We start from the raw sequence: 12012 nt of genomic DNA, 5'->3' as shown, positions 1-12012 counted from the left end.
CACTCACTTTAAGGCAGGAAAAAGGGGATAAACCTTTTAGTTTCCCTTATATGAAAACCTTATCATTCCATCCTATGTAAGAATACAATAGGGGTCATTTGATGTCAATGAGTTTGTGAGCAAAAGTACAAATGAATGACACTTTTCGATCACATTTTTGTCACATTTTTGATAGAGCCAGCGTTCATTCTACATGAATGTAAAAATTTAAACAAGAACACGCCCCAGTCACTCCAAATATAGGGTGAACTGAGGCGTTCTTCACTCACTAAAATGAACCGGAAAGGTATACGATTCTTTTCCATTTGAAGTGGTCACATTGACAACGGCAATGTATGGCCCCTCCATATCAAACGATGATTTGGTAATTTTCCCTTCTACAAGTCCAGATTCTGGCTGATCAATTTCGATCAATTGTCCCTGGAAGAGCATTGTTCCTGCTCTGTATAAATCCACAGTGACTTTTTCGACTTTCTCTGTTAGGTGGAAACGATAGGAAACGGATTTGTCACGGTCTGGATTTTGGTTCAATTCAAAGCCTGTTACTTTCTCGTAAGACGTATCTTCTTTCAGGTATAAATAAGGAAGATGATAAATTTGTCCTCCGCTCTCAAGCTTTACATATCCCTGATGGACACCATCCTTTATAAACGCCTTAGATAATTGAAGTTCTACGTGCTCCTCTTTTGTCTCTCCTGGAGCAAGTGAAATAGTAGAAGGAAGCCGCCACGAAACTCCCCTTTCTATTGCGGGTCTTTCAACGTGAATTTCCAACTGTTCTTTCGTCGTGTTCTTTAACCTTATAGGCAATTGTTTCCTGAAGAACTCGTCGTGCAAACGGCCAAATTCCAACGCCCCTGATTCAATCAGCAATTCAGGATTGATCGATTCTGAAATGTCTACCAAACCACTCCCTTGTTCTGTAGGGAAATACATATGGTTTTGAGCTGGCATCACATCGGCCGAAGACAGTAAAGAGGCTTTGACTTTTTCCGGCGTCCAGTCAGGATGAGCTTCGAGCATCAATGCGACTACACCAGCCACATGAGGTGCAGCCATACTTGTTCCTTGTAGCGGCTGATAGCCCCCTGGAACAGTACTAAATATGTTGACTCCTGGAGCAACCAGGTCTGGCTTGACCTCCCAGCTTGTTGTTACAGGACCTCGCGAACTAAATGGTGCGATCCCTTCATCCGTTGACTCACGGATAGTATTTACCCATTGTTGTGCATCGACTGCTTCAGACTTAAGCCATTCGCCATCTTCTCTCGATACGCTAGCGACTGGAATAGGTAACTTTTTTTCTAAAGCACCTTGAAAAATGCCTTCTTCGTTATTATAGATGATGACGCCGGTAGCACCTGCTTGATAGGCTTTGATAGCTTTCTCTGTAAAAGAGATCTCTCCTCTTTCAAACAAGACGATTTTCCCTCTTGCATTACCCAGTTTATCCAATCCTTTTCCCGCCATCATTATCGGATATTTTTTATCAAACTCCCACGGTATGGAACCTAGTAGCACGGTAACCGGTACTCGCTTGCGTTCCCCTGGAATAGTAAGAAGCGGTACTTCCCCTTCCATTGAAGAAGCTCCAACAGTAATCGCATTGGTTGAGGTAGCTGGAGAACCTACCGTCCATGGGCCTGGACCAGAATTCCCTGCGGCAACGACAACTGTTGTTCCTAGTTCGATGGCTTTATTGACTGCATGGGAGGTGGGCCAGTCAGGACCATTTACATCATTCCCCAGGGATAAGTTAATCACATCCATCCCATCCTCTACCGCTTCTTCAATCGCTGCAATCACTTGCACCGATGAACCTACTCCTCCTGGTCCAAGAGCTCGATAAGCGTACAATTCAGCCTCAGGTGCGATTCCCTTCATTTTTCCATTGGCCGCTATCACTCCCGCTACATGCGTACCATGCATGGTTTCACCTTCCCCTTGCGTCTCCATCGGATCTTCATCAAAATCAACCGTATCAAAACCTCCGCGGTAAGCACCGGCTAGGTCGGGATGAGTGTAATCTATGCCTGTATCGATAACCCCGACTTTCACACCTTTTCCTGTGAAAGGAAGATCATAGCGCTGTCGTAACATGTCTGTGGAAAAAGAAGGGATCTCACTAGTCATGGTACGATAAGTTTCTACTGGATATTGCTGAACAACTGTGTCTAGTCTTGCCAGCTTCTCTAATTCACCAACCGTTCCTTTTATGGCTGCTCCCTTAAAAATCGTGTCATATCGAGCTACGACTTCCAATCGGGGAATCCTTGCTTCCACGTGATCCACAAAGTCATCAACTGATTCTTCAATTTCAACGATGATTGTCACTTCTTCCTTTAATTCTGGAGAACGAAAGCCTGAACATAAAAGCAACACCAATACACACATCATAATTCTACACATAATCAGACCTTCTTTTTTGCTTAGTTTGCGAGGAACGAGCGGAGCTATACACATAGAAAAAGCCAAGCCTCTACTAAAAAGGCTTGGCTTTTTTATTATTCAATTTCAAATGGTGCCGGTTTATCCTCACGCTGCTTAAAGAAATAACGGATCGCTTCAGCAATGCGAGCGGATGCCTTGCCATCTCCATACGGGTTTGAAGCCTTCGCCATTTCCTGATGCTTAGTGTCATCAGATAACAGCTCATGGGCTAAGTGGAAGATGTGATCTTCCTCAGTACCTGCGAGCTTCAGCGTACCTGCTTCAATTCCTTCAGGACGTTCTGTTGTATCGCGAAGCACCAGCACAGGAACACCTAACGAAGGAGCCTCTTCTTGTACTCCTCCTGAATCGGTCAAAATCAAGTGGGCACGAGATGCGAAGTTATGAAAATCGATAACATCAAGAGGATCGATCAACTTAATCCGATCATCATTTCCTAAGATCTCATCCGCTGTCTCTTTTACAACAGGATTCAGGTGAACAGGATAGACGACTTGGATGTCTTCATGCTCCTGTACGAGACGCTTGATTGCTCTGAACATTTGCTTCATATTATTACCAAGATTCTCACGACGGTGAGCAGTCATAAGAACGAGACGTTTATCACCAACTTCGTGGAGAACTTCAGAAGTATAATCCTCGTTCACAGTCGTATGAAGAGCGTCGATCGCTGTATTACCTGTTACAAAAATGTGATCCTCTGGCTTATTTTCAGAGAGAAGGTTGTCACGAGATTTGTTCGTTGGAGCAAAATGAAGATCTGCCATGACACCAGTCAGCTGGCGATTCATTTCCTCTGGGTATGGAGAATACTTGTTCCAAGTTCTTAACCCTGCTTCCACATGCCCAACAGGAATCTGATTGTAGTAGGCTGCTAAGGAAGCTGCGAAAGTTGTCGTCGTATCTCCGTGAACTAACACAACATCCGGCTTCGTTTCACTCATGACCTGATCAAGACCTTCCAGTGCACGTGTCGTCACTTGAGCAAGAGTTTGGCGAGATTTCATAATATCTAAATCGAAGTCTGGTTCAATATCGAAAATGGATAAAACCTGATCCAACATTTCTCGGTGTTGGGCAGTTACGGCTACAATTGGTTCGAATTGTTCGGGACGTTTCTTAAGTTCCAGAACAAGTGGTGCCATTTTAATGGCTTCCGGTCTTGTCCCAAAAATCGTCATTACTTTGATTGGTTCAGACACTGAATGGCCTCCTTTAAGAGGGAAGTTATTTATTCGATCGTTCGCTTTCACTTTTAAATATTTGTCCAGTTACGGTGCCCAGCCTCTCGAGGTCATAAGTCATTCCATTACATGGAGAAAGTTCACTCCACTCCATGGATTGTCTTATGCTTGTCGAGGCTAATCAGGGCACCTCCACATTTCTATTACTATCTAGTTACAGCTCCCAGAGACTAGTGAGACTTCCCTCGATTCTGTACGATAAGTCAACATCGAATCACTTCGTTCTTCGTGTTTCCTTTATCTCCTCCATCTCAGTCCAGTCCATACGTCGCTACCCGGTCGCTTTCACTTTTAATTTTACTTAGTTCCGTATAAGCGGTCGCCTGCGTCTCCAAGGCCTGGTACAATGTATCCTTTTTCATTCAGCTTCTCATCAAGGGCAGCTAGATAGATATCAACATCAGGATGCTCTTCCTGGACAGCTTCGACCCCTTCAGGTGCTGCAACTAAACACATTAAGCGGATTTGGCGTGCGCCACGCTTCTTCAATGAATGAATGGCTTCATTGGCAGAACCGCCCGTAGCCAGCATAGGGTCAATCACAATCAATTCACGTTCTTCTATATCGCTAGGGAGTTTGACATAGTACTCTACCGGTTTCAAAGTTTCAGGGTCACGGTAAAGACCAACATGTCCGATTTTGGCTGCAGGAATCAATTGAACAATACCGTCAATCATACCAAGGCCAGCACGAAGAATAGGGACTAGTCCAATTTTCTTTCCTGTCAATACTTTCGCTTTTGCTTCCTGTACGACAGGGGTATCGATTTCAACCTCTTCCAATGGTAGGTCACGAGTAATTTCAAATGCCATTAAAGCGGCTACTTCATCAACTAGTTCGCGAAAATCTTTCGTGCCTGTTTCCTTTTTCCGTATGTACGTCAATTTGTGCTGAATCAACGGATGGTCCAATACATAAACTTTTCCCATTGCCGATCACTCCTTCTCATAGTTTGCATCCTTTAAATTGTACTTAAAATCAAGTTCACCTGCAACCCAATATAGTTAGTAAATCTTGTTACATCTCCATTACAGCTCATTGAAGTACTTTCGATACCCTACACAGTCAAGATAGTTGAAAGTTTTTATAAAAAAAGCCACTAGACAATATCTAGTGGCTCCTTCCTATTATAGTGAAGAATAGGCTAATGTTTGATATAAAGGAAAACGGGACGTTAACTGATGGACACGCTCTTTTGCTTCTTTCATTTTTTCTGCATCTTCATGATGTTCAAGCGTGAAGGCAATCAGATCAGCAATTTCATCCATTTCTTCTTCTTTAAATCCTCTGCTTGTCACAGCAGCGGTTCCGATTCGGATACCACTCGTAACAAACGGGCTCTCCGGATCGTAAGGAATGGTATTCTTATTCGTTGTAATTCCGATTTCATCCAGGGCTTTCTCTACTACTTTTCCTGTTAAACCTTTGCTGCGCAGATCCAGGAGTAGAAGGTGGTTATCCGTACCATCAGAAACGATATCCACGCCTTTTTCTATTAGAGATTCACCAAGGCGTTTTGCGTTTGCGATAATTTGACGTGAGTACTGTTTAAATTCAGGCTGCAACGCTTCTTTGAAAGAAACGGCTTTCGCTGCGATGATGTGCATAAGCGGACCGCCTTGCATACCAGGAAAAACAGACTTGTCAATTTTCTTAGCAAACTGCTCTTCACAAAGAATCATACCGCCACGAGGTCCACGCAAGGTTTTGTGAGTAGTCGTCGTAACAAAATGAGCATGCGGAACCGGGTTTGGGTGTAGGCCTGACGCAATCAAACCAGCAATATGCGCCATGTCAACCATAAGGTAAGCACCTACTTCATCAGCGATTTCACGGAACTTCGCAAAATCAATCTCACGAGGATAAGCACTTGCACCTGCAACGATCAGTTTAGGCTTCACTTCTTTCGCTTTTGCTAGAACAGCATCGTAGTCAATCAATTCATTTTCTTGATCAACTCCGTATTCTTCGAAGTTATAAAGCTTTCCACTGAAGTTCACAGGGCTTCCATGAGTCAAGTGACCTCCATGACTTAGATTCATACCTAATACGGTGTCTCCATGTTCAAGTACTGTGAAATAGACAGCCATATTCGCTTGCGCTCCAGAGTGCGGCTGCACGTTGACATGATCTGCTCCAAAGAGTTCTTTCGCTCGATCACGTGCCAGGTTCTCTACTACGTCTACATGTTCACATCCACCATAATAACGGCGACCAGGATAGCCTTCAGCATATTTATTGGTTAGTACAGAGCCCATCGCTTCCATGACAGCCTCGGAAACGAAATTCTCTGAAGCAATTAATTCAATATTCTCCTGCTGACGGTTTTTCTCATCGTTGATCGCTGCAAAAACTTCTGCGTCTGTTGACTTCACTTGATTCATAGTACACTGTTCCCCTTTCCATTCCTATTCATCACACGAACCTTCGACTTCACTACTTTCATATACAGCCCGAACGCCTCCTATAAGAGGAGGACGAGTTCTGGCAGCCGTGACATGTGCATGACCAATCGACTTCTGTTCAATTCGAAGCGGTACAGCCACACGCTTCAGATGCATTCCAATCAGCGTATCTCCGATATCCAGTCCCCCAGCTGCCTGGATGGACTCGACAAGCACCGGCTCCTCCATATGCTTGTATGCATAAGAAGCCATTGACCCGCCTGCTTTTGGAACCGGAATAGCAGCCACCTCGTCCAGACCGTATTGATCAAGGACCGATCTTTCAATGACAAGGGACCGGTTCAGATGCTCACAGCACTGAAACGCAAGTTCCGCTTCTGTATTGTTGGAAATTTCCTTTAGTTCCTCAAAAACAACAGAAGCAATCTCTTCACTTCCAGAGGTACCGATCCGTTCTCCAGCGATCTCGCTTGTTGAACAGCCAATAACGAAAAAGCCTTTCCGTATGGTGCCACTATCCAGAAGTTGTTCCACGACAGACCTAACATCTGCTTGAATGGCTTTCACATCAGTCACGAATACCCCTCCTGTGGTACTGTATTCTAAAAAAGAGAAGCAACCGGCTTCTCTTCAATTGTCAGCTTCAGCTATGATGACTGCTTCCGCTATGTTACGTTCCATTGTATTACTTATTTTCGTATTCGGCAATCTTACTTACGCGTCTTTCATGACGGCCAGCTTCAAAACCAGTGGAAACCCACGTTTTAGCGATTTCTTTTGCTAACCCAGGCCCGATAACACGTTCACCCATGCAAAGTACATTAGAGTCATTATGTTCACGAGTTACTTTTGCAGTGAATAAGTCATGTACAAGCGCAGCTCTGATTCCTTTAACTTTATTGGCAGAGATGGACATCCCAATTCCTGTACCGCAAATCAGGATGGCTTTATCAAATTCCCCACTTGCCACACGTTCGGCAGCTGGGATTGCATAGTCGGGATAATCAACAGAACTTTCACAATTACAGCCAATGTCTTCAAATTCAACCTGCAAATCTGTCAAAACATCTGCCACTTCACGGCGTAGATTAACCCCTCCGTGGTCTGAAGCAAGGATTACTTTCATGGATTCAATACACTCCTGTCTACGTATAATCATCCTAATCGTGCCAGTTTACTTGACAACTGTCAATTGAATTTGAAGGATTTAATAGGTAATATCTCCGTCTTTCTCGCATAAATCCGTTAATCTACCTTCATATAAGAAGATCACACTAGATTCATTCCTTCATATAGCGGAAAATGCAAAAAACGATTCTTGTTCCGAGTTGATAGCCTCAGAACTAAGAACCGCTGCTTTTCTAATATAATAAGAATAATCCAGAGAATGGAAGTACCTCTACAGGTAAAAAAATTAATAAAAATAAAAAGAGCAGATTCACTCACAATTTTGAATGAACATCAGCCATTGTAGTTGTCTAGCTTTTTAATTAGAAGGTCGATATGTTTATCCAGTTCATCTCTCGTTTGACGATAAACATCGATGGGTCCGCCAAAAGGATCAGAGATATTAATATCTGGAAAATTGTTTTCCATTTCTTCAATTTCCTTAATGTCTTCTTCCAATGCTCGCATAAGCTTTTGGTCAAGTTCTTCCTCTTTTAAATCGTCCTTCGATTCATTAAGGATTTTCGTTCGTTTCTCTTCAAACTCTGTGTAAAGCTTTTTTAGTGTTTCCCACTGTTCATCCTCTATAAGAACATATTCTTTTAAAGTATAAAACTTGTCCTGATGGTCCGGATACTGCAGGGCTAACGTTTGCTTGTGACGATCGGTCATTGTTAAGACAACGTCCGACCAATCTAGTAAATCTCCATTAACAGGAGTCGTTTGATGATTAAGAGTTAGTCCCACTTCATCGAGCACTTTCTGGGAGTTTTCAGCCATAGGTTCTCCTTTGCCCGCAAAAATACCAGCTGATTTTACTTCTCCCTCTTTTCTTTTATCCCTTAGGATGGCTTCTGCCATCGGGCTGCGACATGTATTTCCCGTACAGACAAACAAAATATTCATACCTATTCTTCTCCTATTCCTCTAAGAACTTTAGCTCTACCACTATAATATCACAGGATGGTAGATGATCGAAATTTTTGTCAAAAAATGGTGTACAGGCCAAGGGAACATAAAATAGCGCCCCCAAGCAGTTCACTATAGGTTCCTAACCAACTGCTCGCATGTCTTCCAACTATAAAGCCAGCCCAAGTCAAACCCATACTGAAAAGACCAAATGACAAGACGGAGACTAGAACTTCTGAGCCTCTTAATCCTAAACTGAACCCTACAGGGAAGCTGTCTATACTGACACTTAATGCAAACAGCCATATTCCAGCTCCATATAATGTATAAGCTACGGAATGTTTTTCTGTGAAAGAAGCGAAGACAGCGTAACTCCCTATACAAAAAAGTAACAACCCTCCGCCCAAAGAAGCCCATTCACTGGCACTTGAAGAGAGCCAATTCCCAAAATACATTCCTAGTCCAGGCATGATCATGTGAAAAATACCTACTACAATTCCTGAAAAAAATGCATGCTTTAACCTGACAGACTGCAACCCCATCCCGAGAGCTACGGAGAACGCATCCAGCCCTAGAGCTAAAGATAAAAGCATTAATGATGAAACGTGTTCCAATTGAAAGCCCCCTTCCCGGACATGCTATACCATGTTATGCGGGAAGGAAGGCTGCTAGACTACCCTTGAGTTAAAATATGAACAGAAGCTTTAGTCAGGCGGTTCATAATTGCCGCTCCTACTCCTGTTTCCGGAAATGTTTCACATAAAATCACATCGACCTCAGCTTTTTTGAACTCTCTTAATACAGCATACAACCGGCCTGCCACTTCATTCAATCGAACTCGAGATCCACAAAGAGACACACGGTCATGATTGAGCTTTTCAGCCAATTCCGTGCTGGCAATAACTCCTACTCTATGGCCTTCCTCTTTTAACTGAGTCAATTGTTCGATAAAGAATTCATCGTCTCCTTTTACTAGCCAAAGAGGGGCTTCAGGAGCATAGTGGGTATATTTCATGCCAGGTGATCTGGGATGTTCCTGCTTATCTTTCAGTGCAGAATCCACATCAACAATTGGCAGTATTTTTTCCAAATCTTCTTTCGTGACTCCCCCAGGTCTAAGGATAACAGGAGTATCGGATGTACAGTCCAAAACAGTGGATTCTACACCTACCCCTGTTGCTCCTCCGTCAAGGATTCCTGCAACACGCCCCTCTAAATCTTGCCAAACATGAGCAGCGTCTGTTGGGCTTGGCCGGCCGGACCGATTAGCACTTGGAGCAGCCAAAGGCTTTCCTGAAGCACGAAGTAACGCGAGGGCAAGTGGATGATCCGGCATTCTTATTCCAATTGTGGATAAGCCTGCAGTCACATTTTCTGCTGCCGTCCCGTTGCTTTCCAAAACTAGAGTCAAAGGCCCCGGCCAGAAAGCTTCCATCAGTCGATACGCTCTGTCAGGAATGTTTTGAGCTAATTTTTCGACTTGGTGGATGTCCGCAACATGGACAATCAACGGATTGTCTGAAGGGCGGCCCTTCGCTTCAAAAATTCTCTGAACAGCTTCCACATTCGTCGCATCTGCTCCCAAACCATAAACGGTCTCTGTCGGAAAAGCTACGACATGACGATCGTTGAGTAACTGCGCTGCTTCTTCTATAGAAGGATCGGTCTCCAATAATTGTGATGGTTTCCAAAACCTCGTCTGCATAGTGATGGTTCTCCTTTTTACGTACATTTCTTATTCATTATTATGAGTTTTTCTACAAAATATCGCAAATTTAGACATTATTCACAAGATGTCCTCAAGTTATCCACAACTTTACCCACATATCCAAAGAATCCGTTAGTTATTTTTCTGTTTGAAAAATTAATATTCACAGGATATCCACAGTTATTGCGGATAATGTGTATAACATCTTCACTTATTCACATTTCCTTGTTAGCAACTGTAAATATCCACAAATCTTTTTCGACATCTTTTTGAATAAAATTTTGATAATGTAGAATGTTGTCTAAAAGTTCCGAGTGACTTGTGACATGAATCTCTGAAAAACCTTCTTCTTTGGCATACAATTGAATCAGCTCAAATACGCCTAAAATATGGGCAGCGGATATATTTTCGTTCATCTTCAAGCTTTCAAGCTTCCTTTTTCCTTCTCCTAAGTCTACGAACCGAAACGAACCGATCTGTTGGGCAGCTTGCTTAATATGATAAAGTTCTTTTTCCACTTTTTCGATATACATAACAAATCCACACCCCTTTTTTCTACTCTATGAAACAGGGTGTGGATAATATGTTAGGAAAATAGCTTTCCCCAAAGTTCAAAAACGAAAAACTTCATTTCTTTTTCTTCCTCGTTTTCTTTATTCTCAACGGTTGGTTCTTCTTCAGCTGCAACACTTGTCCCATTGGAAAAGTCCAAGAAGCAAAGCGGTGGGAAGAGTACACACCACCAATTATCCCCTTCTCCTTTTCCTAAGGTTATCAAGATCGCTTCATACTCTCCCGCAGGATATACATAATTCCCGTACAATTTGGTAGGAAAAGAAACGGTGCTATCGTAATCGACAGTGTAAGCTTGCTGAAGCCCAGCTTCCTTAAGCGTACTGCCTACAATGGCCTCTATCTCAGGCAGGCGGTCTTGAATCAACTCTCTAGCAGCTTCAATAGAAGTTAAATCTTCCACCCACTTCGTAATTTCAGCGTTTACATTATCACGAACTTTACGCTTTAATTGCTGATCTTCTTGATTATTACTATCCGCTAATATTCGAAGACGAATCGCTTCGTCAGGAATGACTTGGTAGCTTTCGCCAGGCTGAGCGTCTAAACGCTGTCCCCAAGGCAACGTTGCGATGATAATTGAAAGTGCTAGAAGTAAAAGCCAACTGTTTTTCATTTCCGTTTCCTCCCTGTCCCTCTACTAGTCGCTAGTATGGTCAGGGAAAAAACAGCTTAAACATATAAATCTATTAATCTTATAAAAACCTTTGATGAGTGGCAAAAACCATTCGATCTTTTTTATTGATATCCTGCCTTACCTCCACAGCAGCCTCAGGAAAACGAGCCTCAATTAACCGTTTAACCGCTTCTCCCTGGTTATGACCAATTTCAAAAGCAATCAAGGACGGCTGTTGCTGCAGCTGATTAAGAATAGCTTTGTAGGCAGCCAATCCTTCTTCTTCTGCAAATAAAGCAAGCTCAGGATCAAAATTCAAGACTGTATCATCCATCTCACTTTTGTCTTCACGAGCAATATAAGGTGGGTTAGATACGAGAACGTCAATCTTTTGACCGTAGAAAGGCTCTAAATAACTACCTTGATAAAATTCCACTTCTGCAGCGAAATCTTGGGCATTTTGTTTAGCTACTTCAAGGGCTTTATTGGAGACATCTGCCGCTAATACCTTCGCATTCGTTTCCAACGCCAGGGTTATAGCAATTACTCCGCTCCCCGTACCAATATCAACGAGGGTAGGGCTCGTTATTTCATACTTCCTCATCCAGTCCTTCACCCCTACAACAAGTTCCTCAGTTTCTTGCCTCGGGATGAGGACATGAGCATTCACTTTAAAGTCTCTTCCATAAAAGTGAGCGTGGCCAATCAAATGCTGCACAGGCACACCTGTAGAAACGTGATTTCGTACACTTTTCACGAATGCATCTTGCTTCTCTTCAGGAAAAGGATCTCGCTCATACGCTAAAAGCTGAGCAAATGTCAGTCCCAAATAGTACTCAAGCAACAGATCTGCTACCCGAGTTTCCCGGTTGTGCTCCTGCAAAAAAACAGAAGCCCAGCGGCGGGCTTCTCGAATTGACGTAAACGTAGGCTGCATA

Annotated in this window: 12 protein-coding genes; all 12 read right to left on the bottom strand. The window is 43.1% G+C overall.

Annotation, left to right across the window (positions count from 1 at the left end; genetic code table 11):
- Positions 1–261 precede the first annotated feature (261 nt).
- The 12 genes from ACRYKC_RS16060 to prmC all read right to left on the bottom strand — a co-directional run bounded on the left by ACRYKC_RS16060 (position 262) and on the right by prmC (position 12011).
- Positions 262–2397, bottom strand: a complete 2136-nt coding sequence (locus tag ACRYKC_RS16060) for a S8 family serine peptidase (protein WP_433808131.1) — start codon at positions 2395–2397, stop codon at positions 262–264.
- A 107-nt stretch (positions 2398–2504) separates the two neighbouring features.
- Positions 2505–3653, bottom strand: coding sequence for a non-hydrolyzing UDP-N-acetylglucosamine 2-epimerase (wecB, locus tag ACRYKC_RS16055; RefSeq protein WP_433808129.1), 1149 nt, complete (start codon positions 3651–3653; stop codon positions 2505–2507).
- A gap of 339 nt (positions 3654–3992) precedes the next feature.
- Positions 3993–4625 carry a uracil phosphoribosyltransferase gene (gene upp, locus ACRYKC_RS16050; protein ID WP_085028241.1) on the bottom strand — a complete coding sequence of 211 codons (633 nt, stop codon included), beginning with the start codon at positions 4623–4625 and terminating at the stop codon, positions 3993–3995.
- A 198-nt stretch (positions 4626–4823) separates the two neighbouring features.
- Positions 4824–6080 carry a serine hydroxymethyltransferase gene (locus tag ACRYKC_RS16045; protein WP_433808127.1) on the bottom strand — a complete coding sequence of 419 codons (1257 nt, stop codon included), beginning with the start codon at positions 6078–6080 and terminating at the stop codon, positions 4824–4826.
- Between the two features lie 24 nt (positions 6081–6104).
- Positions 6105–6668: a TIGR01440 family protein gene (locus ACRYKC_RS16040; RefSeq protein WP_433808361.1), complete on the bottom strand. Its 564-nt coding sequence runs from the start codon at positions 6666–6668 to the stop codon at positions 6105–6107.
- Between the two features lie 118 nt (positions 6669–6786).
- Positions 6787–7227: a ribose 5-phosphate isomerase B gene (gene rpiB / locus ACRYKC_RS16035; protein WP_433808125.1), complete on the bottom strand. Its 441-nt coding sequence runs from the start codon at positions 7225–7227 to the stop codon at positions 6787–6789.
- A gap of 335 nt (positions 7228–7562) precedes the next feature.
- Positions 7563–8174: a low molecular weight protein arginine phosphatase gene (locus ACRYKC_RS16030; RefSeq protein WP_433808123.1), complete on the bottom strand. Its 612-nt coding sequence runs from the start codon at positions 8172–8174 to the stop codon at positions 7563–7565.
- 80 nt (positions 8175–8254) lie between these two features.
- Positions 8255–8791, bottom strand: a complete 537-nt coding sequence (locus tag ACRYKC_RS16025) for a manganese efflux pump MntP (protein ID WP_433808121.1) — start codon at positions 8789–8791, stop codon at positions 8255–8257.
- A gap of 59 nt (positions 8792–8850) precedes the next feature.
- Complete coding sequence (locus tag ACRYKC_RS16020; RefSeq protein ID WP_433808119.1) at positions 8851–9882, bottom strand: L-threonylcarbamoyladenylate synthase; 1032 nt, start codon at positions 9880–9882, stop codon at positions 8851–8853.
- A gap of 218 nt (positions 9883–10100) precedes the next feature.
- Positions 10101–10418: a hypothetical protein gene (locus ACRYKC_RS16015; RefSeq protein WP_433808117.1), complete on the bottom strand. Its 318-nt coding sequence runs from the start codon at positions 10416–10418 to the stop codon at positions 10101–10103.
- Positions 10419–10471: 53 nt separating this feature from the next.
- A complete protein-coding gene (gene spoIIR, locus ACRYKC_RS16010) occupies positions 10472–11074 on the bottom strand; it encodes a stage II sporulation protein R (protein WP_433808115.1) in 603 nt (200 codons plus the stop codon).
- Between the two features lie 79 nt (positions 11075–11153).
- On the bottom strand, positions 11154–12011 hold the full coding sequence (gene prmC, locus ACRYKC_RS16005; RefSeq protein WP_433808113.1) for a peptide chain release factor N(5)-glutamine methyltransferase: 858 nt from the start codon (positions 12009–12011) through the stop codon (positions 11154–11156).
- Between the last annotated feature and the right edge of the window lies 1 nt (position 12012).

It is taken from the genome of Halobacillus sp. A1-3, assembly GCF_050971765.1.
GTDB classification, from domain to species: Bacteria; Bacillota; Bacilli; order Bacillales; family Halobacillaceae; genus Halobacillus; species Halobacillus mangrovi_B.
The sequence above is the reverse complement of the archived record's forward strand: the minus strand, read 5'-3'. Positions and strand labels throughout refer to the sequence as shown.

What these genes read in the sequence shown, in the direction of transcription:
- ACRYKC_RS16060 (WP_433808131.1), bottom strand. Translation starts at nt 2,397, where the DNA reads ATGATGTGTGTATTGGTGTTGCTTTTATGTTCAGGCTTTCGTTCTCCA.
- upp (WP_085028241.1), bottom strand. Translation starts at nt 4,625, where the DNA reads ATGGGAAAAGTTTATGTATTGGACCATCCGTTGATTCAGCACAAATTG.
- ACRYKC_RS16045 (WP_433808127.1), bottom strand. Translation starts at nt 6,080, where the DNA reads ATGAATCAAGTGAAGTCAACAGACGCAGAAGTTTTTGCAGCGATCAAC.
- rpiB (WP_433808125.1), bottom strand. Translation starts at nt 7,227, where the DNA reads ATGAAAGTAATCCTTGCTTCAGACCACGGAGGGGTTAATCTACGCCGT.
- ACRYKC_RS16030 (WP_433808123.1), bottom strand. Translation starts at nt 8,174, where the DNA reads ATGAATATTTTGTTTGTCTGTACGGGAAATACATGTCGCAGCCCGATG.
- ACRYKC_RS16020 (WP_433808119.1), bottom strand. Translation starts at nt 9,882, where the DNA reads ATGCAGACGAGGTTTTGGAAACCATCACAATTATTGGAGACCGATCCT.
- ACRYKC_RS16015 (WP_433808117.1), bottom strand. Translation starts at nt 10,418, where the DNA reads ATGTATATCGAAAAAGTGGAAAAAGAACTTTATCATATTAAGCAAGCT.
- spoIIR (WP_433808115.1), bottom strand. Translation starts at nt 11,074, where the DNA reads ATGAAAAACAGTTGGCTTTTACTTCTAGCACTTTCAATTATCATCGCA.
- prmC (WP_433808113.1), bottom strand. Translation starts at nt 12,011, where the DNA reads ATGCAGCCTACGTTTACGTCAATTCGAGAAGCCCGCCGCTGGGCTTCT.